We start from the raw sequence: 24,454 nt of genomic DNA, 5'->3' as shown, positions 1-24,454 counted from the left end.
GTACTCTTACGTTGTACAGCTGTTTTTCTTTTTTATCGACTCACACCCATTGAAAAGATGGCGATACACCCGTAGCCTGTATGACTGGCGATAGTTGGTCCTAAGGGATAGAGTTTGATTTCTTTTGTTTTGATATTTTCTTCTAATAATTTTTTGGCTTTCTCAGCACTTTCTAGGTCTCCGGCATAAGCGATATACACCGTTTGTTCCAATGGAGCTACGATCGTTTTGACTGTTTCCTCCACGATTTTCTGAATGGATTTGTTTCTGCCACGCACTTTATCGACATTCTTCAAATGACCACTTGGTTCAACGGTAATGATCGGTTTCACGCTTAACAGACTACCAATAGCAGCACTTGCTTTAGAGATGCGTCCTCCTCGTTCTAAATGCTTTAAATCATCAACGGTTACCCAAGAATGAACTTTGAGGTAATTATTTTGTAGCCAAGCCAATGTTTCTTCCAAAGAATAACCCGATTCTTTCAAACGAACCGCTTCTAATACAAGTAGTCCTTCCCCGATACTTGCGGCTTTCGTATCAAACACATGAACTTGCGGGTCCTCATAGGTTTCTTTCAATAGTTCGACTGCTTGTAAAGCACTGCTGTAAGAACCACTCATGCCACTCGAAAAAGCAACGTACAAGACTGGGATGCCTTTCTCCACATAGCTACGGAAGAACTCCAAATAGCGACCCACATTGATTTGTGAGGTCGTAGGCATTGCTCCTTCACGTAACTGTTGGATGTACCCTTCATAATCAAATGTTTTTCCCAGATCATCGATTCGTATTTCCTCACCAATCTGGATCTCCATGGATAAAAAATCAACATTTGCATTTGCCAACACTTGATAGGGCAGATCGCAACATGAATCTGTGACTATTTGATACATTCGTTCCAACTCCTTTTTTTCTCCACTTTTCATCGCAGTCTATTATAGCAAACTCCTTTAATTTTAAATAACTTCAGCTCTTATATTCGTTGTACTTGGTACAAGCCAATCAAGCGAACGCTTAAATGAACACGATCAGTCTAAAACAAAAGTCACATTCATTTTTGTGTGTCGCCCTAAAACCGATAAATAATGGCAACAGGAGTAATCTCTTGGAAAATAAAGCGACAACCACAAAAATTAGAAAAACAATTTTCGTGGTTGTCGCTTTATTTCTCGAGGCTAAACACTTCTGTCCCGATTTCATTTATTTCTCGTGATTTCAGTGGTCCACTCATTCTTAAAAGAATGTTCCTGTTAGCGAATCATCACTGAAAGGCCTAGATTTGCGCCCACACGCTTTCTAGGATATTTGTTTGGTTTCGGTCAGGTCCTACTGAAAATGTTGAAATACGCACGCCTACAAGCTCTGAGATACGTCTTACATAGTTACGTGCATTTTCTGGTAATTCAGCTAGTGTGCGACAAGCAGTAATGTCTTCTGACCAACCTGGCAATTCTTCGTAGATTGGTTTGCAACGGTTCAATTCTTTCAAACTCGCTGGATAATGATAGATTCGTTCACCGTCTAATTCGTACGCTGTACAGATTTTCACTGTTTCTAAACCGCTCAAGACATCGATCGAATTCAATGATAGATTCGTGATACCTGACACACGTTTTGAGTGACGCATCACGACTGTATCAAACCAGCCGACACGACGTGGACGTCCAGTCGTTGTACCATATTCGCGACCGACTTCACGAATTTGTTGACCTGTTTCATCAAACAATTCAGTAGGGAATGGGCCATCTCCCACACGTGATGTGTAAGCTTTACATACACCGACCACTTTATTGATTTTAGAAGGTCCGACCCCACTACCGATCGTTACACCACCAGCCACTGGATTCGATGAGGTAACAAATGGATACGTTCCTTGATCGATATCCAACATCACACCTTGTGCGCCTTCAAATAAAACACGTTTTCCTGCATCTAACGCATCATTTAAGATAACTGATGTATCCGTCACGTACTGTTTAATTTGTTGGCCATATTCGTAGTATTCTTCAAAGATTTCTTCAAAGTCGATTGGCTCTGAATCAAACATTTTCACAAATTGACGGTTTTTATCGTCTAAATTCACTCGTAGACGCTCTTCAAAAATTTCTTTATCCAATAAATCGGCTACACGGATACCGACACGAGCGGCTTTGTCCATATAAGCAGGTCCGATCCCTTTGATGGTCGTACCGATTTTATTTTCTCCTTTTGCATCTTCTTGCAATTGGTCTAATTTGATATGATACGGTAAAATCACATGCGCACGATCAGAAATACGTAAATTATCTGTCGTCACATTTTTTTCATGTAAATAAGCCAATTCTTTGACTAAAGATTTCGGATTGACTACCACACCGTTCCCGATCACGCTGATTTTATCTTTGTAAAAAATCCCCGAAGGAATCAAGTGCAGTTTATACGTAACACCATCGAATTTAATTGTGTGTCCCGCATTGTCGCCACCTTGGTACCGTGCGATCACTTCAGCATTTTCACTAAGAAAGTCAGTAATTTTTCCTTTCCCTTCGTCGCCCCATTGTGTACCCACTACTACTACAGATGACATTTGAACACCTCATTTAATATTATTTAATCCTGAATTATTGTAACAATACTTCAAACTTTATTCAACTAAAATCGAATGATATTTAATATATTTTAGAGAAAACGTTTAAAAAGCGAACATTATAATTTGCTACGTTCCATTGGTTACTAACAAGTAGGCGCCTGACCTGACTGAGTTTGAAAAAAACATGTCCGGACATTCGTCCTCTCGCACCACCTAAAATCGAATAAACGGCGGGAACTGAAGTAACCACTTCAAAAAATAAGGCGCCAGCCACAAAAATTTGAAGAACAATTTTCGTGGCTGGCACCTTATTTCTCGAGGCTAAACACTTCTGTCCCGACCTCGATGTTTGATTTATTCAGATTTATTCGTTCTAATATTCTTCTCGCGGAGAAAGCGAGGAAAATTTATTGTATTCTTTGATAAAGAGCAATTCGACCGTTCCCCTTGCTCCACTCCGGTTTTTTTCAATGATGACTTCGATCACATTATCATTTTGTGGTTCTGGCGCATCGCCATCTTCGCCACCTTCACGTTCATAGTAATCATCACGATATAAGAATGCTACGATATCTGCATCCTGCTCGATCGAACCAGACTCACGGATATCACTTAAGACAGGTCGTTTATCTTGGCGTTGTTCCACTCCACGAGAAAGCTGGGAAAGAGCAATGACGGGAACTTTTAATTCTTTCGCTAGCTTTTTCAATTGACGTGAGATATCGGATACTTCTTGTTGGCGGTTTTCTTTCCCATTTCCTTCGATCAACTGCAAGTAATCGATGAGTATCAAACCTAGATTCCCTTTTTCTTGTGCAAGTTTCCGACATTTTGCTCGTATCTCAGAGATTTTGATCCCTGGTGTATCATCAATGAAGATATTTGCTTTGGATAAACTACCCATCGCAACGATCAAATTGGACCATTCTTCTTCTGAAAGCTGTCCCGTACGTAAGTGACTCGCTTCAATCGAACCTTCCGCACAAAGCATCCGGTTGACTAATGATTCTGCCCCCATCTCTAGACTGAAGATCGCTACGGAACGATCTGTCTTTGTACCGACATTTTGGGCAATATTCAAGGCAAAGGCGGTTTTCCCTACCGCCGGACGTGCAGCCAAAATAATCAGCTCTTCTGCTTGGAAGCCAGCAGTCATTTTATCTAATCCTTGGTAACCAGTTGGCAAACCTGTGATCTCTTCATTGTTTTGCGCGAGTTGGTCAATATTTTCAATCGTAGAATTCAAGACTTCAGCAATGGATAAGAACCCGCTACGATTACGTTTTTCTGATACTTCAAGAATACTACGTTCCGCATCATCTAAGATGGATTGGACTTCTTCTCCTTGTTCAAAACCTCTAGTCACGATCCCTGTTGCTGTTTGGATCAAATTACGGAGTAATGATTTTTCTTCCACGATTTTTGCGTAGTAGACAATGTTTGCTGCCGTTGGTACAGCTAAAGCTAAATCAGATAAGTAACTGACTCCACCAGCATCTTCCAAGAGATTTCGTTGCTCCAAACGATCTTTGACGGTCACGACATCAATCGCTTCACTACGGTCATTCAATTCGATCATGATTTCAAAAATGATTTGATGTCCCCGACGATAAAAATCTTTCGGTTCTATGTACTCCATGGCATCGATGATCGTTTCAGCGTCTAGAAAAACAGAACCTAGAACCGCTTGCTCAGCTTCAATATTTTGCGGTGGAATTCGATCCTGCCACACTTCACTCATATTCTATCGCTCCTTGCTTTCAATTGCTTCATTTTACAAGAAAATGGCAGAAAAGTCATCCCTAAAATGAACATCTGTTCCAAAAGCTCTTCCTTCGAAAATAGACCGCAAAAGTCAAAAATAATCGAAAGCGATTTTTGTCCTCTGCGGCTGATTTATCGAAGTGATTTCGTCACATGTTCTTTTCGTTTATTCAGAGACAACGTGTACCTTGATCGTTGCAGTTACTTCATGGTGTAGTTTCACAGGTACGTTAGTATAGCCTAGCGTACGAATTGGGTTATTCAACTCGATTTTACGTTTGTCTAATTTTACTTTGTATTGCTTATTCAAGCCTTCAGCGATTTGTTTTGATGGAATCGAGCCAAACAAACGGCTATCTTCTCCTGCTTTGGCTTTTAATTCCACGACTGTTTCTTCTTTTTCAAGAAACTCTTTTAATTTTTTGGCTTCTTCAAGAATTTCTGCTTCTTGCTTTTCTTGGGCTTTTTTCTGTCCTTCTAACTGACTGATACTGCTTTTATTTGCTTCTTTTGCCAGATTGTTTTTGATCAAATAATTTTGCGCATAGCCTGTAGGAACTTCCTTGACATCGCCTTTTTTGCCTTTGCCTTTAACATCTTGTAAGAAAATGACTTTCATCTCATCTACTCCTTTTTATATAATTGATTCATATTTTCTTGGATAGCAGCGAGCAGTTGTTGTTTTGCTTCTTCTACAGTCACATTTTCCAGTTGTGTTGCCGCATTGGTGAAATGTCCGCCACCACCTAGGGATTCCATGATCAATTGGACATTGATCGTTCCTGTGCTGCGGGCACTGATACCAACTAAGCCATCCGTCCGTTTCGTAATGACGAAAGCGCCGTTGATATTGACCATTGAGAGCAACGTATCTGCTGTTTTTGCTGCAATAACACTATTATACTCTTTTTCATCTGTCCCTGCTGCCACCACAATATCCTCTGTCACTTGTTCATTGTGGGCGATCAAGTGGCTGATTTCTAAATAAGTGGCTAAATCAGAGCTCAATAAATATTGTACTAAGGATGCGTCCGCACTACAAGTCTTTAAATAGCTTGCAACATCAAACGTACGTGCTGTCGTTCGCACATTGAAGTTATTCGTATCAACGGTCATGCCAGCTAACAACAACGTCGCCTCTAAACGGCTGATCCGATTGGTTCGGCTACTTTGGTATTGGATCAATTCTGTGACTAATTCAGAGGCAGAAGACGCAGAAGATTCAATATACGTTAAGAGCGGTTTGCTTGGAAACTCTTCGCCTCGACGATGATGGTCAATGATCACGATCTTATCAAATTGCTCGTAAAGGCTCTGAGAGATCGATAGCGATGGTTTATGGTAATCGACCATTACGAGTAGATCCTTGGCTTTCTTAAGCTCCATTGCACGTTCTGGCGTAATCAATTGCATCTCCAACTCTGGTTCTTTATGGATTTCTGTTAAACAACGTTCCACATCTGGAATGATTTCTTTTTCATCGATGACGATATAGGCTTTTTTCTGATTGAAGCGTGCCAGACAACTGACTCCAACGGCTGAACCGATAGCGTCCATATCAGGGAAGCGATGCCCCATAATAAATACATCGCCTGTTTCATCAAAAATTTTGCGTAAAGCAGTACTCATCGCTCGTGAACGAACGCGCGTACGTTTGATGGTCGTTGCTGATTTCCCACCATAGTAAGTAGGTTTCGCTCCTTCACGAACTTCTTTCACCACGACCTGATCCCCACCACGAACCAAAGCGATATCTAAGTTATTTTGAGCTTCGCTACCGATTTCTTCTAGTGTTTGTTGTCCATAGGCGATTCCCATACTAAGGGTCAACGGATGGTTTTGTCTTTCAGCTTCTGCTCGTAAGCGATCTAAAAGATCAAATTTCTTATCCATCATTTTCTTTAAGTCACTCATCTGTCCAAAAAAGAAAAAGCGCTCTGAATTGATTCGTTTAAAAAACACATGATATTCATTCATCCAGTCAGAAATCAGTGTCGTAATGAAGGAGTTCAAATAAGAAACTTCTTTTTCATCCAATTTATCGACCGTATCTGCATAGTTATCGATTGAAAGAATCCCGATGATTGGCTGGCTATTCACTTGATGGATCTTCAGTAATTGGTTCTGGGTCACGTCAATAAAGTAAACGACCCCTTTCACCGTATCCAATTCAAATTGAAACGTTTTGTCAGCTAAATAGACTTGATTTTTCTTTTTTTCTTTTGCTGAAAAAAAAGTTTCTAACAAGTCTGCATCCAATAAAGAGCTTTGGTCTTTCACGTTCAATGCGAAAGGATTCAGCCAATCAATGGTTTGTGTTGCTGGTTGGTAAGAGATGATTCCGACTGGCATGATCTCAGAAACATAATTCAAATTGGATTCCGCAACTGTGGAAGCTTGTTGGATCTTGTCACGATTCCTTAGAGTCAACCACCGTTTCATCTTTAAACCATAACGAATACAAAATAGATTCACGATCAGGATGAACAACGCACTGATCAATCGAAATGGCATCAATAATACAACCAAAACTTCTGCAAGGATCAATAAAAGAATGAGCAGAGGGCTCGGGCTTACTTTTATTTTTTCTTTATCCATGTCTTTCCTCCCGTAACTGATTAGCCTAATTTTACCATAACTCATGTCATGTAAGCGACTAAACACCTAAATGGAACAAAAAGAGGAAGTCACGACAGTAGTCATAACTTCCTCTGTAATGGTTTGAAACGATTGGGTATTCCTACAGAATCATTCCTAAAGCGAATTATTCTTCGCCAACGAATGGTAGTAATCCCATGATACGTGCGCGTTTGATTGCAATCGTAATTTTACGTTGGTTTTTAGCGCCTGTACCTGTTACACGACGTGGCAAAATTTTACCGCGTTCTGAGATAAATCTTTTTAGTAATTCGATATCTTTATAATCGATATATTCAATATGGTTAGCAGCGATGTAGTCTACTTTACGACGTTTACGTCCGCCTCTTCTTTGTTGTGCCATTCTATTTCCCTCCTATCAAATTCGTTTAGAATGGTAAATCATCGTCTGAAATGTCGATCGTTGAGCTTGATCCGAATGGATCAGAAGAATCACGATCAAAATCAGGCATACCGTTGGATGATTGAGATGTTTGATTATAGTTATTGTTTCCGCCGTTTCCGCCAAAATTATTTGTCGATTGACCAGTGTCTTGGTAGCCACCGCTTTGTTGACGGTTTTCAGATGCTGCACGACTTTCCAATAATTGGAAGTTTTCAGCAACTACTTCTGTTACGTACACACGTTGTCCTTGTTGATTATCATAAGAACGCGTTTGAATACGACCAGTTACACCTAAAAGAGTTCCTTTATGTGCATAGTTTGCTAGTGTTTCTGCTGATTTTCGCCAAATCACACAATTAATAAAATCCGCCTCACGGTTGCCGTTTTGGCTCGTGAAGTTACGATTGACAGCTAAAGTGAACGTTGCTACAGCAGTGCCACTTGATGTATATCGTAAATCTGGATCTTTTGTCAGACGTCCAACTAGTACAACGTTATTAATCAAAATGGTCATCTCCTCTCATCGTTTGATTGTTCCATGTGAAACAATAATTAAGCTTCTTCTTTTACGATCATGTGACGAACGATATCGTCATTGATTTTAGCAAGACGATCAAACTCGTTGATTGCATCTGCTGATGATGGAGAAGATACTTTAACGATGTGATAGATACCTTCACGGTAACCGTTCATTTCGTATGCTAAACGGCGTTTTTCCCAATCTTTTGATTCGATAACTTCAGCTCCGTTATCTTTCAAGATTGAATCGAAACGTTCGATTAAAGCAGTTTTTGCTTCTTCATCAATGTTTGGACGAATAATATACATGATTTCATATTTCGTGTTTTCCATTGATTTTTCACCTCCCTATGGACTTTCGGCTCTCAGCTTTCCCAAGAGCAAGGAGAGTTTTCTAATAAATTAGACTACTCACAATCCTCAATTATACACGCAACGCACTAAAAAAGCAAGCTGCTGTTCTTTGTTTTCCAAATTTTTCTTTTGAGAAGACCAAAAACTCCCAAAGATAGTTTTACCTATTCTTGGGAGTTTTGATTTTAGGACGTTCACTTTTGTTTTACGCCTATTTTCTATTCTTCTGTAGTATCAGTTTCCACATCAACTGTCTCTGCTTCGACAGTCGTTTCTTCCGCAGGTTCTGGTTCTACTGCTGCCATGGTCACCACTTTCGTTTCTGCTTCCATCTTGATCAAGCGCACGCCTAGCGTTGCCCGACCTGTTTGAGAAACCGTTGAAACGTTGAAGCGGATGATGACGCCTTTGTCTGTGATCAACATGATATCCTCTTCGCCTGTCACCGTCGTCAATCCAGCTAATGGACCATTTTTCTCAGTGATATTCGCAGTTTTGATCCCTTTACCCCCACGTCCTTTGACAGGGTACTCAGAAACCTTGGTACGTTTTCCATAACCTTTTTCTGTGATGATCAAGACTTCATGATCCTCATTCATCAAGGCTGCTCCAACGACGTAATCGTCTTCTCTCAAACGAACCCCACGAACCCCAGAGGCTGTACGTCCCATATCACGAACGGCATCTTCTGCAAAAGTCACAGAATATCCATCGTGTGTACCAATAATGATGTTTGATTTGCCATCAGTCAATAAGACGTTGACCAATTCATCATTTTCTTTCAAACCAATCGCAATCAACCCATTGCTACGGATATTGGCAAAAGCAGTGACAGTCGTACGTTTGACTGTTCCTTGTCGCGTAGTAAAGAACAAGTAATGTCCTTCCTCTGCTTCACCAGTTACTGCGATGATTGCTTGAATCTTCTCACTTGAATCAATGCCAAGTAAGTTGATGATCGGAATCCCTTTTGCTGTACGGCCGTACTCTGGGATCTCGTATCCTTTCGCACGATACACTTTTCCGTTATTGGTAAAGAACAGCAATGTATCATGTGTGGAGCAAGAAACAAGATTTTTCACGAAATCATCGTTATGAACACCCATTCCTTGGATGCCTCGACCCCCACGACGTTGTGCGCGGAATTCGTTGTTGGCTAAACGTTTGATATAGCCATTATTCGTCAATGTGATCACGATTTCTTCTTCTTCGATTAAATCTTCGTCTTCTAAACTCAAGACTTCACCGACCAGTAATTCTGTACGACGTTTGTCGCCAAATCGTTGACTCAATTCAGCAAGTTCGGTTTGGATGATTTCTGTTACCCGTTCAGGGCGAGCAAGAATATCAGCTAAATCTTCAATGAGTTTCAATAATTCTTGGTATTCATTTTCGATTTTTTCTCTTTCCAAACCAGTCAAACGGCGCAAACGCATATCTAAGATTGCTTGCGATTGACGGTCAGAAAGATCAAAGCGTTCGATCATCGCGTTTTTCGCTTCTTCATCTGATTTGGACCCACGAATGATCGCAATGATTTCATCAATATGATCTAAGGCGATTCGTAGTCCTTCTAAGATATGTGCTCTTGCTTCTGCTTTATCCTTTTCAAAGACCGTACGACGTGTAATAACTTCGCGTTGGTGTTCGATATAATTTTCAAGGATCTGCTTCAAGCTTAGAACTTTCGGTACGCCTTTTTCGATCGCTAACATATTGAAACCAAATGAGTTTTGTAAGGATGTCAATTTGTAGAGATTGTTCAAAATAACAGAGGCACTCGCGTCACGACGCACATCGATCACGATACGCATTCCTTCACGAGAAGATTCATCTCTTAGATCCGTGATACCTTCAATTCGTTTGTCACGGTGCAATTCTGAAATTCGCTCAATCAATTTCGCTTTATTGACCATGTATGGCAATTCAGTGACTAAGATCCGCTCTTTTCCATTTGGCATTTCCGTGATTTCTACTTTTGCTCGAACAGTGATTGAACCTTTTCCTGTTTCATACGCTCGACGAATGCCGGATTTCCCCATGACTAATCCGCCTGTAGGAAAATCAGGCCCAGGTAAGACTTCCATCAATTCATTGGTTGTCACATCTGGATTTTCCATCAATAGATCAATCGCTGCTACAACTTCTGTCAGATTATGTGGGGGGATATTCGTCGCCATTCCGACTGCGATCCCTGTCGTACCATTGACTAATAAGTTAGGAAAACGTGCAGGTAAGACAACTGGTTCTTTTTCCGTATCATCATAGTTGCTTTGGAAATCCACCGTATTTTTATTGATATCACGTAACATTTCTGTCGCGATCTTACTCATTCTGGCTTCAGTATAACGCATCGCAGCTGCGCCATCTCCATCAACTGACCCAAAGTTTCCATGACCATCTACTAACATGTAGCGATAGCTAAAAGGCTGCGCCATCCGAACCATTGACTCATAGATCGCACTATCACCATGGGGATGGTATTTACCCATGACGTCCCCCACGATTCTGGCTGATTTCTTGTGTGCTTTGTCTGGTGTGACACCTAGTTCATTCATCCCATATAAAATACGGCGGTGAACTGGTTTTAATCCATCTCTAACATCTGGTAAAGCCCGAGCGACAATGACACTCATGGCGTAATCTATGAAGGAGTCTTTCATTTCGCTGGTTAGATTGACATCATGGATGTTTTCTCTGATTTCTTCACTCATTTTTCTTCCTCCTTCATGATTAAATATCTAGATTTTTAACATAGTGAGCATTTTCTTCAATGAATGCCCGACGAGGTTCCACTCGATCACCCATCAACATTTCAAACACTTCATCGGCAGCAATCGCATCATCTACACTGACACGAGCCATCATACGTTTGCTTGGGTCCATCGTCGTTTCCCATAGTTGATGATCATCCATCTCACCAAGCCCTTTGTATCGTTGAACACTTGGTTTTGGTGTTGCTGGTAGTGATTCGATGACTTTTCTCAACTCTTCTTCGGCATTTTTCCCTGGTTGGACATACGTGATTTTCTTTCCTTGTTTAACGCCGTATAGCGGTGGTTGCGCGATATAAACATAACCAGCTTCCACGATTGGGCGCATATAACGATAAAAGAGCGTCAATAGCAACGTACGAATGTGGGCACCATCGACATCGGCATCGGTCATGATGACTAATTTATGGTAACGTGCTTTGGACACGTCGAAATCTTCACCAAACCCTGTACCCATCGCTGTAAACAGTGAGCGAATTTCTTCGTTGGCTAAAATTTTATCCATACTTGCTTTTTCAACGTTCAAGATTTTCCCACGGATCGGTAAAATCGCTTGAAATTCACGGCTTCGTCCTTGTTTTGCTGAACCACCAGCTGAATCTCCTTCGACGATGAACAATTCGCTTTTTTCAGGATCATTGCTGGAACAATCGGCTAATTTACCAGGTAGATTACTGATTTCCAATGCCCCTTTTCTCCGCGTCACTTCACGCGCGCGTTTAGCCGCTAAGCGGGCTCTAGAGGCAAGTAGTCCTTTTTCGATAATCTGACGGCCCACACTTGGGTTTTCCAATAAGAATTTCATGAAATGCTCACTGAACAAACGATCAGTGACCGTACGTACTTCTGAGTTTCCTAATTTTGTTTTCGTTTGTCCTTCAAACTGAGGATCTGGATGCTTGATCGAAATGACTGCTGTCAAGCCTTCACGCACATCTTCACCTGTCAAATTATCATCATTTTCTTTCATCAATTTTTGCTTGCGTGCATAATCATTGATGACCCGTGTCAAAGCTGTCTTAAATCCTGATTCATGTGTTCCGCCTTCATACGTATGGATATTGTTGGCAAAACTCATGATATTAGAATGATAACCGTCTGTATATTGCATCGAAACTTCGACAGTGATTTCTTGTTGTTCCCCTTCTAAATAAACAGGTTCTGGGAAAATCACTGTTTTGCTCGCATTTAAATATTCGACGTAGCTTTTGATTCCACCGTCATAATGGTATTCTTTCACGACAGGCTTTTCTTCGCGACGATCTTCAATTGAGATTTTCATCCCACGATTCAAGAAAGCCAGCTCACGAATACGAGTCGCTAATTTATTAAAGTCGAAAGTTGTCGTTTCTGTAAAAATTTCTGGGTCTGGGATGAAGTGAACGGTCGTTCCACTTAAATCAGTGTCACCGATGACTTTCAAATCATCGACTACCGCCCCACGACGATATTCTTGGTAATAGATCTTACCATCTTTGTACACTTTGACATCTAATAGTGTCGATAGTGCATTCACAACGGACGAACCAACCCCATGAAGACCACCGGATACTTTGTAGCCGCCTCCGCCAAATTTACCACCCGCATGCAAGACAGTAAAAACTGTTTCTACAGCTGGACGACCGGTCTTCGCTTGGATATCGACCGGAATCCCACGACCATCATCGATGACAGTGATACTGTTGTCTTCCTCAATGATGACTTGGATCTTTGTCGCAAATCCTGCCAAGACTTCATCGATCGAATTATCGACGATTTCCCATACTAAGTGGTGAAGTCCTTCTGAACTTGTTGAACCAATGTACATCCCCGGACGTTTCCGAACGGCTTCAAGACCTTCAAGCACTTGAATCTGACTGGCATCATATTCTTTTGCGCGCTCGACTAAACTTCTTTCTTCTGTCATGTATGTTTATTCTCCTTTTATTTCTCCCTGCTGAACATAAAAAATCTCAGGTTCAACAGTCATTTTATTTTTAACGTGATCTAGGGAGGTAGTAGTTAAGAATGTCTGTACTTTCCCTTCGATCGTTTCAAGTAAATGGAGTTGACGTTGGTCGTCTAACTCACTCATTACATCATCCAGTAATAGGATCGGATACTCGCCTGTTTCTTCTTTGATCAAATCGATCTCTGCTAATTTGACACTTAATGCCGTTGTTCGCTGTTGACCTTGAGAACCAAAATTTTGCACGTTTTTTTCATTGACAAAAAAAGAAAGGTCATCTCGATGGGGACCTACAGTCGTTGTCCCTCGAAAGAGATCTTTCTTTTTGTTTTGTTCGAGCAACGTTAAAAATTGTGACTGGATCTCTTGAACTGTCATAGTGTCTAAAGAAGAGAGGGCGGTCACATATTCGATTGCCAACTGTTCTCTTTGATGCGTGATTTGTTGATGTAAAGAATTTGCCCAATATTCTAAACGCTTGATAAACTGCGCTCTTGCCTTTAGTACTTTGCTACCAAATTCTGCTAGTTGTTCAGATAAAATATCAAGATAAAGTAAATCCGTTTGTTTTTTCTCATTCAATTGCTTCAAATATTGATTTCTCTGCTTTAGGACTGCTTGATATTGGACAAGATCGTAAAGATAGATTGGATTGATCTGACCTAATTCCATATCTAAAAATTTGCGTCGGATCTGTGGGCTTCCTTTCACTAAAGAAAGATCTTCAGGAGCAAATAAAATGACATTCAATTGTCCAACATAACTACTCAACTTCTTTTGTTCGATATGATTGATCTTTGTTTTTCGTCCTTTTTTAGACAGTTGGATCTCTAACGGAATCTTAGAGGTTCCTCTGGTGATCTCCCCTTGGATCATCGACTGCTCATCGTTCCATCCAATCAACTCTTGTTCACTATTTGTACGATGACTTCTTGTCATTGCAAGCACATAAATACTTTCCAAAAGATTCGTTTTTCCTTGGGCATTTTCTCCTAAAAAAATCACGAGGTTTTTGGAAAAATCAATTTGCAATTCTTGATAGTTTCGATAATTTTTGAGGTGCAGCTTATTCAGCCTCATTATCGTTATTCCCTTTTTTTACCATAAAAAAAGTTCCTGCTTCTGGAACTTCGATCATCATACCGGGATAAAGCTTTCGTCCACGACGATTTTCTGGCTCGCCATCAACCAAAACCGTGTTTTCTTCTAAATACCATTTTGCTTGTCCACCACTGCCGATGACTGTGACTTCTTTCAGCATTTGACCCAACGTCATAAACTCAGTTTTTAGAATGACTTGTTGTTTCACTCTTCATCCCTCATTTTCATTATTAAAAGTATACTTTATTATACCCTTTTTTTCGCAAGAAAACAAATTTATCCATATATTTTTCCATATGAGCGGATTTAAATGAAAAAAGGTGATTTGAACAAAAAGAAACAGAAAGCCTTAAAATTGATTTTAGGGCCTTCTGTTTAAAATGGTTTATTTTTCAGTTTATTTTCAATTAGTATTTTAGTTTGTGCGTACTGGAGTGATCAATTGGATGAATTGTACCCCATCTTCCGTTGGTTCTAACGTAAATGGACGAATGGCAGAAATGAATTTTACTTTGATACTCATATCGCCAAATGCACGCAAAGCAGCTTTCATATAGTCCGGATTAAAGGAAATATCCAGCGGATCACCGGTGCTAGTCGTATAGTTCAAGCTTTCTTCTACTTTTCCGATTTCAGGAGAATTACCGTATAGAACAACAGAATCAGGCTGGATCGACAAACGAACGATATTGTTGCGTCCTTCATGTGAGAGCAAAGAGGCACGCTCAATCGCTGCTAAAAAGCTTGGGACAGAAAATTCAACTTCGGTATTGAAACTTGAAGGAATCAAACGATTCGTATCGGGATAATTCCCTTCTAACAAGCGTGAATAAAAATACATATTTTCAGTTTTGAACAATACTTGGTTTTCCATAATACTGATTTCTACGATTTCTTCTTCATTTGTCAATGAACGTGATAATTCAGTCAAACTTTTTCCAGGAATCACGATATCGAATTGATCAGCTGATTGTTCGATCGGGATCACTCGTTGACTCAAACGATGTGAGTCAGTTGCTACTGCTAATAACGAGTTGTCTTTCAAAATGAAATGAACACCTGTAAGGATTGGGCGACTTTCATGTTGAGAAACAGCAAACACTGTTTCATTGATCAATTTGGTCAATACATGTACAGGCAATTTCATCTGGTTGTGACTCTCTACAACAGGAAGATGAGGGTAATTATCTGCATCTAACCCATTCACTAAGAAATTCGCTTTCCCTGAAGTAATGGCCACTTGTTTGTTTTCTAACACTTCTAGCGTAAAGGTTTCTTCGGGCAATCGACGAATGATTTCACTGAAGAAGCGAGCTTGTAGAACAATGGCTCCTGTTGCTTCAATTTGCATTTGCGCTTTTTCATTTTCAACAGATAGAAACGTCTCAATTGAAATATCTGCATTACTACCTGTTAAAGTCAGTCCTTCTTGATTGAGGGTGATTTTAACCCCTGTCAAAATAGGAATTGTCGTTTTACTTGAAATCGCACGCTGAACAGTTTGCAATTCTTGCATAAATGTTGCGCGGTTTAAGGTTACTTTCATTGTAGATCTCCTTTGCCATATATTTATTTTATTATTAGTAAATAAAGTAATAAAAGTATTAGGTACTGTTGATACTGTGGAAAACTATAAAAATGCTAGAAGAGAAAAGAAAAAACAGCTGTGGAAAATATGTGTATAACTTTTGAATGATTTCTAATTTTATCCACAAGGTGTTTTTCTTTCTATCAAGCATCTTTTTAGTTTAATAGGAAATTTTTGATTTCTGATACTTCATTTTGCATGCTGACACTTGAATCGATCAGCTGCTGGATTTTTTCGTGCGCATGGATGACAGTTGTGTGATCTTTTCCACCAAATTCAGCGCCGATTTTAGGAAGAGAGCTATCGGTTAATTCCCGCGCCAAGTACATAGCGATTTGACGAGGAACAACGATCGATTTGACGCGTTTCTTTCCTTTTAGATCCTTTAATTGAATATGGTAATACTTTGCAACTTCTTCTTGGATCTGCAAAATCGAGAGTTGCGGGTGACCTTTGCCAGATTTCAATGTCTTTAAAGCATCAGCAGCTAAACTAGTTGATATATCTTCACTGTTCATCGTAGCAAATGCTTGAACACGTACAAGAGCGCCTTCTAGTTCACGAATGTTGGAGTCGATTTGTCCCGCAATATAACTTAAGGTATCATCAGGGATTTCTAAGCGTTCTGCTGCGGCTTTTTTTCTCAAAATAGCTGTTCTTGTTTCAAGGTCAGGTGGCGTGATATCTACTGAAAGTCCCCAAGCAAAGCGAGAAACGAGACGTTCCTGCAATTTAGGGATTTCGTTTGGTAAACGATCACTCGTTAGGACGATTTGTTTTCCTTCATTGTAGAGCGCATTGAAGGTATGGAAAAATTCTTCTTGAGTTGCTTCTTTTTCAGCAAAAAATTGAATATCATCGACTAATAGTAAGTCGACATTTCGATATTCTTGGCGAAATTCTTCGGCCGTTTTATTTTGGATCGAATTGATAAAATCATTGGCAAACGTCTCACTGCTTACATATTTGACCTTCGCATTTGGCTGACTTAACAACATTTGATGACCAATCGCGTGCATCAAGTGAGTCTTACCAAGTCCGACACCACCATAGAAGAACAATGGATTATAAATCGAACCAGGATCTTCAGCAACGACCAAGGCAGCGGCATGAGCCATCTGATTACCTTTTCCGATCACAAATGTATCGAAGGTATACTTAGGATTCAACATCGCTTTTTTGATTGGTGTGATTGGGGGAACTTTCATTGTTTTGATTTCTTCTACTTCTTCTTGTTCCGCTTCTTCACCGGTCACAAAACGTGGGATGATCTCTTTTCCCGTTAACATGTAGCCGACCTCAACAATCTTTGTTGCGAGATTTTTTTCCCAATATTCCTTATGGATCTTACTTGGAACAGTCACCACTAATTGGCTTTGTTCTAAGGATTTAGGTTGTGCTGTCTCAATCCAAGTATTGTAACTTGCTGGAGACAGTTCTTTTTGATAAGTCGTTTTTAATTCAGTCCATAAAGCATCGAGGGATACCATACAAGGCCTCCTCCTTCATTAAAAGTAAATAGCTAGTACTAATTTAGCATTTTTTACAAAAGTTTTCCACAGAAAGAAAAGAAAAAAATTTTTTATAACAATTATCCACATTATCCAGAAGAAAAAAAAAGAAGAAAAACACAGAGAGGAAAAAAAGATATCCACAAGAGTAATCAACAGGTGGATAAGTGGTGTAAAACTAGAGATTTACCCAGTGGGTTGTGGATAAAAAAAGTAATAATGACAATACTTACAGAAATCAATACACAGGAATTTATGAAATTGTGGATTACTTATTTTCAACTGTTTATTCTGTGTAAAAACTAAGGGTAAATTACTGTGGAAAACTTCTGTGTATAACTTTATCCACATTGAAAACACAGCGTGAAAAATACCGTTGTGGATAAAATGAGAGAATTATTTTCGAATAAAAGCTTTTTTTTATATTGACAAATTACCTAAGTACTCGTTATACTATCAAAGTATGTCTGTGTTTAATTCATGTACATGTAGATAAGAATTTCTGGAGGTGGAACAAGATGAAAAGAACATACCAACCAAATAAACGTAAACGTCAAAAAGTTCACGGATTCCGTAAACGTATGAGTACTAAAAATGGACGTCGTGTTTTAGCTAGCCGTCGTCGTAAAGGAAGAAAAGTTCTTTCAGCTTAGACCACTGGGGTTACAGTGGTTTTTTTTATGCCCTTTTTTAGAGGAAAAGGTGAAAGACTTATAGGAAATATGGTATGATTGGGAGCGTAAGTGAGAGATAGAAAAGGAAAGAAAACGAATGAAAAAAGCGTATCGAGTGAAAAAAGAACGAGAGTTCCAAGCGGTGTTTCAAACCGGCGCTTCCTTTGCTAACCGTAAGTTTGTCGTGTACCGTTTAGATAAGAAGGAACAACCGCATTTTCGTGTTGGCTTATCTGTAGGTAAGAAAGTCGGAAACGCTGTATGTCGCAATGAAGTAAAACGAAAAATCCGTGCGGCAATCTATTCATTGAAAGAAGAGATCGAGCCGGAATTAGATTTTATTGTGATTGCTAGACCAAGCATCAAAGGACTGACTTACGATGAGATTCGCTCCAACTTAGTCCATGTCTTAAAGCTTGCAAAAATAATCGACAGAGAGGAAAAGAGTAAGTGAAGAAATACAAACGTTTACTTTTGATGGCCGGACTTGTCGGTCTGATCATCGTCTTATCCGGTTGTGGAACTGGAGAAGTCAGCGCACAAAGTACAGGAATTTGGGATCGCTACATTGTTTATTATTTTGCAGAAGCGATTAAAGCATTGTCATTTGGAAATGTTGGGATCGGGATCATTTTATTCACGATCATCATTCGCGTAATTTTATTACCATTAATGCATTTCCAAACAAAAAGTATGCGTAAGACCCAAGAACTTCAACCAAAACTAAAAGCGATCCAACAAGAATATAGTTCAAAAGATCCTGAAACACAAAGTAAGTTAAGAGAAGCACAACAACGGTTATATGCTGAAAATGGTGTAAATCCATATGCAGGTTGTTTGCCTTTATTAGTACAAATGCCAATCTTAATGGCTTTATGGCAATCAATTTCTCGTGTTCCTGCGTTGAGTCAAGGTCACTTCTTATGGTTGAACCTAGGGAACGCTGACCCAACCTTTATTTTACCAGTGTTGGCTGCCATCTTTACATTTGCAAGTACGTATTTATCAAGCATGAGCCAAGTGGAATCGAATGCTTCATTGAAAGTCATGAATTTTGCGATGCCAGTGATGATCTTAGTTATGGGGGTCAATTTAGCCAGTGGACTTTCACTATACTGGGTAGTATCAAATGCTTTCCAAGTGTTCCAAACACTATTGATCAATAATCCATTTAAAATCAAACGTGAGCGTGAAGAAGAAGCACAACGCATCCGTGAAAAAGAACGTGCTTTGCGTAAGGCACAAAGTCCTAAGAAAAAACGTAAAAAATAAGGGAGGGAATGCAAATGCCGATTTATGAAGCTGCAACCGTAGATGAAGCTGTTGAAATTGGATTGAATGAGTTAGGACTAGCAAAAGAGCAAGTCGCTATTGAGATACTTAATGAAGGAAAAAAAGGATTTCTCGGAATGGGAAAAAGAAATGCCAAACTTTCAATCGAACCGAATATCAGCGAAGTTGTCTCTGAAACGATTGAAGAAACCGTAGAAGAAGTGTTGGAAGAAACATCTGTTCAAACAGAAAATACGGGTGAAATCGAACCTGAGGAATTGATTGAAGAAAAAAGTGAATTAGGTGACGACGCAGCTTTATCGGAATTAGCAACCTATCTCACTGAGATCTCCCAGCAACTAAATGCACCAGCTGTAGTAAAAATGACACGAGAAGCGAATTTGATCGTCTTCCATTTAGAAACGGATAAACAAGGTCTGTTGATCGGCAAACATGGAAAAACGTTAAATGCTTTGCAATATTTGGCGCAAGTGTTCATTCATCGAGTAGCCGGTAATAAACTCTCTGTCGTGGTAAACGTAGGCAACTATCGTGAAAAACGACAAGAGATCATCCAACGTTTAGCTGAGCGCACCGCAGAAAAAGTCTTGCGTACAGGACAGCCTGTATTTTTAGAACCGATGCCTGCGTTTGAACGCAAACAAATTCACGCGGCGTTAAGTAAACATGACGGAGTACAAACCCACTCAGAAGGTGATGAACCATATCGTTACTTAGTTGTCGAACCAGCCAAATAGCGATTACGAAGAGAAGCACCCAAAATCTTGCGATCAGATTGACAAACTTTTCCAAACAAAGTATATTTTATTAGAAATCATTCTTATCGGAGTATACGATGGTAGTCTTTACTTTGGTAGAAAAAACGTGCAGAGCGAAAGCTCTGCACGTTTTTTTGTGATCAGCCAATCGTTGTCTGGACAAATTGGATCACGGTACCGTAAGCAAAAAGTTCGATGATCTGTTTGCCATCTCGGGGTTTTTGTTGATATTCAAAGTGACAATTGATGACTGCATTTGCGCCATAATCTAGCACTTTCTTTTTTAATTTTTGTTTTGTTGTCAAGAACATGTCATCACTATTGAATGTAGGGTCGAATAAGTCCCCTTCGATACATTCTGCGACAAATACGATATCTCTGACGATATATTTTTGATTGATATTCCCTGTCGATAACACCACTTCATTGATTCGTGGATCATCTACTCCGTCTACTGCACTAGGCTTAAATTGGGCCATAATTTTTGCTCCTTTCGGTAAAGAAAAAGTATGTAGGTACCGCTACCATTTAAGTGTAACGTTTTTTGCCACAAAGATAAAGGTATAAGAGTAGATTTACTTCTATAGAGTGTTATCTGATGGGACATCCAGTCAAAAGGCACCTGTGCAGAAAAAGTTTAAGAATGATTCGTTACTCTCTTAAAAATAAACAAAAAAGCTTGATTACTAGAATTAGATATGATAGTCTATGACCAGAATTTAAACAGAACAAGCAGTCAAAGTGCGAAGTTCACCATTTATTGCAAAGGGTGAAGTGGGCACTTTTTTTGTGCGTAAAATGAAAAAGGAAGTGAAAAAATGGCTGAAATAACCTTAGAATTTGATACGATTGCAGCAATCTCTACACCACCGGGTGAAGGGGCGATAAGTATTGTGCGATTAAGCGGTGATCAAGCGCTGACCATTGCCAATAAAGTCTATCAAAGTGGCAATAAACAGTTGTTAGATGTTCCTAGTCATACGATTCACTATGGGCATATCGTCGATCCCAAAAGTGAACAATTAGTCGATGAAGTCATGGTATCCGTCATGCGCGCACCACGAACATTTACCCGAGAAGATGTTGTAGAAATCAATTGTCATGGGGGCATCGTTGTCGTCAATCAAATTTTACAGCTTCTATTAAGAGAAGGCGCACGTTTAGCAGAGCCAGGAGAATTTACAAAGCGTGCCTTTCTAAATGGACGTGTTGATTTATCCCAAGCTGAAGCAGTCATGGATCTGATCCGTGCGAAAACAGACAAGGCGATGGGTGTCGCGTTGAACCAATTAGATGGGAATCTGTCTGCATTGATCCGTTCCCTTCGACAAGAGATTTTAGAGACATTAGCACAAGTGGAAGTGAATATCGACTACCCTGAATATGATGATGTTGAAGAATTGACGACAAAACTTCTATTAGAAAAAGCGCAGATGATCCAAAAACGTATCGAAGTTCTTTTAGCAACATCACAACAAGGCAAGGTCTTGCGAGAAGGGTTAAGTACAGCGATTATTGGTCGCCCCAATGTTGGGAAATCAAGCTTACTGAACCATTTATTACGAGAAGAAAAAGCCATCGTAACGGATATTGCGGGAACGACAAGAGATGTGATTGAAGAATACGTCAATGTTCGTGGCGTACCGTTGAAACTAATCGACACAGCTGGTATTCGGGAAACAGAAGATATCGTGGAACAAATCGGTGTGGCTCGTAGTCGTAAAGCCTTGGCAGAATCTGAATTAATCTTACTTGTCTTGAATCAAAGCGAGCCGTTGACGATTGAAGATGAACAGTTGTTGGAAGCAACAAAAGGATTGAAACGGATCATTCTATTGAATAAAACTGATTTACCGAAACAATTAGAGGAAGACAAGCTTTTATCATTGATCGAGGATGAACCAGTATTCGCTGTTTCGGTTGCCAATAATGAAGGATTGGACCGATTAGAAACGGCCATCTCTGAGTTGTTCTTTGGTGGGCAAACTGGTGAAAGAGATGCAACTTATGTATCCAATACCCGTCATATTGCCTTGCTCGAAAAAGCGGCCATCTCTTTACAAGAAGTGATCGCAGGAATCGATGCGGGTATGCCTGTTGATCTCGTTCAAATGGATATGACTCGCTGCTGGGATTACCTTGGTGAAGTCGTAGGAGATAGTGTTCAAGATGAATTGATCACACAATTGTTTAGTCAATTTTGTCTTGGAAAATAAAGGAGGAACAGTTCTTGAATCATTATCAAGCAGAAGAATATGATGTGATCGTTGTCGGTGCAGGACATGCTGGTTCAGAAGCCGCTTTGGCTGCTGCACGCATGGGGACAAAAACGTTACTGTTAACGATCAATTTAGATATGGTAGCATTTATGCCATGTAACCCTTCCGTCGGTGGTCCAGCCAAAGGCGTTGTCGTACGTGAAATTGATGCACTAGGCGGCGAAATGGGTAAAAATATTGATAAGACATACATTCAAATGAGAATGTTGAACACTGGGAAGGGACCTGCTGTTCGAGCGTTACGTGCGCAAGCAGATAAGCATGCCTACGCCAGTGAAATGAAACATACGATCGAAAAAGAAGAGAATTTGACATTAAGACAAGGAATCGTTGAAGAATTGATCGTTGAAGATGGGGTTTGTCGTGGTGTAGTGACTTCAACTGGTGCAAGTTATCGTTCAAAAGCAGTCGTTATCACTGCGGGTACCGCATTACGTGGTGAGATTATTATCGGTGAATTAAAATATTCGTCTGGTCCGAATAACTCACAACCATCAATTGGTTTAGCCAATCACTTAAAAGAATTAGGTTTTGCCATTGATCGTTTTAAAACCGGAACGCCTCCACGTGTGAAATCAAGTACGATCGATTACTCTGTCACAGAAGAACAACCGGGAGACAAGGAGCCAAATCATTTTAGCTTTGCCACACCGGACAGTGCCTATAACTTAGAACAAGAACCTTGTTGGTTGACTTATACAGGTGAAACGACCCATCAAATCATTCGTGATAATCTGCACCGCGCACCAATGTTTACAGGAATCGTTGAAGGCGTCGGCGCACGTTACTGTCCTTCAATTGAAGACAAAATCGTCCGTTTTGCAGACAAACCACGTCATCAACTCTTTTTAGAACCAGAAGGATTGAATACAGAAGAAGTGTATGTTCAAGGGCTTTCAACTTCACTTCCAGAAGACGTCCAAGTGGATATGTTGCATTCGATTGCTGGATTAGAAAAAGCAGAAATGATGCGTACGGGCTATGCCATTGAGTACGATGTGGTCGAACCACACCAGTTGCGTCCAACATTAGAAACGAAAGTCGTAGAAAATCTTTATACGGCCGGTCAAACCAATGGGACAAGTGGATATGAAGAAGCAGCGGGACAAGGGCTGATTGCAGGAATCAATGCAGCGTTGAAGGTTCAAGGAAAAGAGCCATTAGTCATCAAACGTAGTGACGGCTATATCGGTGTCATGATCGATGATTTAGTCACAAAAGGAACGAATGAACCTTATCGCTTACTGACATCCCGGGCAGAATATCGTTTACTTCTTCGTCATGATAATGCTGATCTACGCCTAACAGAAATGGGTCACCAGATCGGTTTAGTAAAAGAAGATCAATACGCTGCTTACTTGAAAAAGAAAGCAGCAGTTGAACAAGAAATCAAACGTTTGATGAACGTTCGTATCAAACCGACAGCAGAAGTCCAAGCCTTTTTAGCAGAATTAAATGCTGCACCATTAAAAGATGGTGTGCTAGCAAGTGATTTCTTGCGTCGCCCAGAAATCACCTATGCCGATCTATTACGATTTATTCCAGAAAATGCGGAGTTAACACGTAAAGAAATCGAGCAAGTTGAAATTCAACTAAAATACGAAGGATACATCAAAAAAGCATTAGAAAAAGTAGAAAAACTAAAACGGATGGAAGCCAAACGCATCCCAGAAAACATTGACTACGCTGCGATCAACGGATTAGCAACGGAAGCAAAACAAAAGCTTCAAAAAATCCGTCCAGAAACCATCGCACAAGCAAGCCGCATCAGCGGTGTCAATCCAGCAGACCTAAGCATCTTGATGGTCTACATCGAACAAGGGAAGATTGCGAAAGTGGAAGTGTAGAACCTTGGTACTAAAGGATTTGTGTGAATAAACGAATCCTTTAAATACCAACTGACTACGTTTTTGACTACGTTTCTCAACCGTTCATGTAAGAAAAGAACAAATCAACCGTTTCTTCTTGCCGATTTTTCGATACTTGAATATAGATGTCCATGGTTGTTTTAGAAGAAGAATGTCCTAGTCTATCTTGTACATCTTTTATCTGTGCACCAGCTTCAAAGAGCAAGGTAGCATGGGTCTTTCTAAACCAATGGACTTTGATTATTTTCATATTTAGGGAACTTCCTAGCTACTTTATCAAGGTAGCCTTTGTAGTGGAAGTTCCTTTTTTTGTTAGCTTTTATTGCATATTCACATTTCTATTAACTGTGAATGAGCTAATTGGGTGTATTTTTATGAGTTTTCAGATACGCCTTAATAAATAAAAAA

21 protein-coding genes and 1 pseudogene are annotated in these 24,454 nt (G+C 40.0%); 6 read left to right on the top strand and 16 right to left on the bottom strand.

Going from position 1 to position 24,454, the window contains the following annotated elements:
- Positions 1–32: 32 nt before the first annotated feature.
- The 14 genes from I2F89_RS05530 to dnaA form a co-directional block, all read right to left on the bottom strand.
- Positions 33–896 carry a DegV family protein gene (locus I2F89_RS05530; RefSeq protein WP_010734550.1) on the bottom strand — a complete coding sequence of 288 codons (864 nt, stop codon included), beginning with the start codon at positions 894–896 and terminating at the stop codon, positions 33–35.
- A 380-nt stretch (positions 897–1,276) separates the two neighbouring features.
- The gene (locus I2F89_RS05525) at positions 1,277–2,569 is read right to left on the bottom strand and encodes an adenylosuccinate synthase (protein ID WP_071867650.1); all 1,293 of its coding nucleotides are present in this window, start codon (positions 2,567–2,569) and stop codon (positions 1,277–1,279) included.
- A 376-nt stretch (positions 2,570–2,945) separates the two neighbouring features.
- Positions 2,946–4,313 carry a replicative DNA helicase gene (gene dnaB, locus I2F89_RS05520; protein WP_010734552.1) on the bottom strand — a complete coding sequence of 456 codons (1,368 nt, stop codon included), beginning with the start codon at positions 4,311–4,313 and terminating at the stop codon, positions 2,946–2,948.
- 189 nt (positions 4,314–4,502) lie between these two features.
- Positions 4,503–4,955 carry a 50S ribosomal protein L9 gene (rplI, locus tag I2F89_RS05515; RefSeq protein ID WP_010734553.1) on the bottom strand — a complete coding sequence of 151 codons (453 nt, stop codon included), beginning with the start codon at positions 4,953–4,955 and terminating at the stop codon, positions 4,503–4,505.
- Between the two features lie 5 nt (positions 4,956–4,960).
- A complete protein-coding gene (locus I2F89_RS05510; RefSeq protein WP_195513716.1) occupies positions 4,961–6,934 on the bottom strand; it encodes a DHH family phosphoesterase in 1,974 nt (657 codons plus the stop codon).
- Between the two features lie 166 nt (positions 6,935–7,100).
- Complete coding sequence (gene rpsR, locus I2F89_RS05505; RefSeq protein WP_010734555.1) at positions 7,101–7,337, bottom strand: 30S ribosomal protein S18; 237 nt, start codon at positions 7,335–7,337, stop codon at positions 7,101–7,103.
- 25 nt (positions 7,338–7,362) lie between these two features.
- Positions 7,363–7,884, bottom strand: a complete 522-nt coding sequence (ssb, locus tag I2F89_RS05500; protein ID WP_010734556.1) for a single-stranded DNA-binding protein — start codon at positions 7,882–7,884, stop codon at positions 7,363–7,365.
- A 47-nt stretch (positions 7,885–7,931) separates the two neighbouring features.
- On the bottom strand, positions 7,932–8,231 hold the full coding sequence (rpsF, locus tag I2F89_RS05495) for a 30S ribosomal protein S6 (RefSeq protein ID WP_019723039.1): 300 nt from the start codon (positions 8,229–8,231) through the stop codon (positions 7,932–7,934).
- A gap of 239 nt (positions 8,232–8,470) precedes the next feature.
- A complete protein-coding gene (gene gyrA, locus I2F89_RS05490) occupies positions 8,471–10,966 on the bottom strand; it encodes a DNA gyrase subunit A (RefSeq protein WP_086335262.1) in 2,496 nt (831 codons plus the stop codon).
- A gap of 19 nt (positions 10,967–10,985) precedes the next feature.
- Positions 10,986–12,932 (bottom strand): DNA topoisomerase (ATP-hydrolyzing) subunit B, encoded by a 1,947-nt coding sequence (gyrB, locus tag I2F89_RS05485; protein WP_071867653.1) that lies wholly within the window; start codon positions 12,930–12,932, stop codon positions 10,986–10,988.
- Positions 12,933–12,938: 6 nt separating this feature from the next.
- Positions 12,939–14,054 carry a DNA replication/repair protein RecF gene (gene recF / locus I2F89_RS05480; RefSeq protein ID WP_071867654.1) on the bottom strand — a complete coding sequence of 372 codons (1,116 nt, stop codon included), beginning with the start codon at positions 14,052–14,054 and terminating at the stop codon, positions 12,939–12,941.
- On the bottom strand, positions 14,041–14,283 hold the full coding sequence (yaaA, locus tag I2F89_RS05475; RefSeq protein ID WP_195513714.1) for a S4 domain-containing protein YaaA: 243 nt from the start codon (positions 14,281–14,283) through the stop codon (positions 14,041–14,043). The genes recF and yaaA overlap by 14 nt, the downstream gene beginning before the upstream one ends.
- Positions 14,284–14,490: 207 nt before the next feature.
- On the bottom strand, positions 14,491–15,621 hold the full coding sequence (gene dnaN / locus I2F89_RS05470) for a DNA polymerase III subunit beta (RefSeq protein WP_019723042.1): 1,131 nt from the start codon (positions 15,619–15,621) through the stop codon (positions 14,491–14,493).
- A gap of 197 nt (positions 15,622–15,818) precedes the next feature.
- Positions 15,819–17,153: a chromosomal replication initiator protein DnaA gene (gene dnaA / locus I2F89_RS05465; RefSeq protein ID WP_023518857.1), complete on the bottom strand. Its 1,335-nt coding sequence runs from the start codon at positions 17,151–17,153 to the stop codon at positions 15,819–15,821.
- A gap of 539 nt (positions 17,154–17,692) precedes the next feature.
- Here dnaA and rpmH point away from each other — a divergent pair.
- The 4 genes from rpmH to jag all read left to right on the top strand — a co-directional run bounded on the left by rpmH (position 17,693) and on the right by jag (position 19,878).
- Complete coding sequence (rpmH, locus tag I2F89_RS05460; RefSeq protein ID WP_002293121.1) at positions 17,693–17,827, top strand: 50S ribosomal protein L34; 135 nt, start codon at positions 17,693–17,695, stop codon at positions 17,825–17,827.
- Between the two features lie 118 nt (positions 17,828–17,945).
- Positions 17,946–18,302, top strand: a complete 357-nt coding sequence (gene rnpA / locus I2F89_RS05455; protein ID WP_074801131.1) for a ribonuclease P protein component — start codon at positions 17,946–17,948, stop codon at positions 18,300–18,302.
- On the top strand, positions 18,299–19,120 hold the full coding sequence (locus I2F89_RS05450; protein WP_010734565.1) for a YidC/Oxa1 family membrane protein insertase: 822 nt from the start codon (positions 18,299–18,301) through the stop codon (positions 19,118–19,120). Before rnpA ends, I2F89_RS05450 begins: the two co-directional genes overlap by 4 nt.
- Before the next feature lie 14 nt (positions 19,121–19,134).
- A complete protein-coding gene (gene jag / locus I2F89_RS05445) occupies positions 19,135–19,878 on the top strand; it encodes an RNA-binding cell elongation regulator Jag/EloR (RefSeq protein WP_086335261.1) in 744 nt (247 codons plus the stop codon).
- A 161-nt stretch (positions 19,879–20,039) separates the two neighbouring features.
- Here jag and I2F89_RS05440 read toward each other — a convergent pair whose 3' ends face one another.
- The gene (locus tag I2F89_RS05440) at positions 20,040–20,378 is read right to left on the bottom strand and encodes a heavy metal-binding domain-containing protein (protein WP_010734567.1); all 339 of its coding nucleotides are present in this window, start codon (positions 20,376–20,378) and stop codon (positions 20,040–20,042) included.
- Positions 20,379–20,717: 339 nt separating this feature from the next.
- Here I2F89_RS05440 and mnmE point away from each other — a divergent pair, with 339 nt between their 5' ends.
- Together mnmE and mnmG are read left to right on the top strand one after the other, a co-directional pair.
- Entirely contained in the window at positions 20,718–22,115 is a 1,398-nt protein-coding gene (gene mnmE, locus I2F89_RS05435; RefSeq protein WP_086335260.1) for a tRNA uridine-5-carboxymethylaminomethyl(34) synthesis GTPase MnmE, read from the top strand.
- A 14-nt stretch (positions 22,116–22,129) separates the two neighbouring features.
- The gene (gene mnmG, locus I2F89_RS05430) at positions 22,130–24,025 is read left to right on the top strand and encodes a tRNA uridine-5-carboxymethylaminomethyl(34) synthesis enzyme MnmG (protein ID WP_142433327.1); all 1,896 of its coding nucleotides are present in this window, start codon (positions 22,130–22,132) and stop codon (positions 24,023–24,025) included.
- A gap of 76 nt (positions 24,026–24,101) precedes the next feature.
- Here mnmG and I2F89_RS05425 read toward each other — a convergent pair.
- Positions 24,102–24,369, bottom strand: a pseudogene (locus I2F89_RS05425) (tyrosine-type recombinase/integrase); the annotation flags it as partial.
- Positions 24,370–24,454 lie beyond the last annotated feature (85 nt).

The sequence above is a fragment of the Enterococcus sp. 1001283B150225_161107_E12 genome, from assembly GCF_015556925.1.
GTDB classification, from domain to species: domain Bacteria; phylum Bacillota; class Bacilli; order Lactobacillales; family Enterococcaceae; genus Enterococcus_B; species Enterococcus_B mundtii.
The sequence above is the reverse complement of the archived record's forward strand: the minus strand, read 5'-3'. Positions and strand labels throughout refer to the sequence as shown.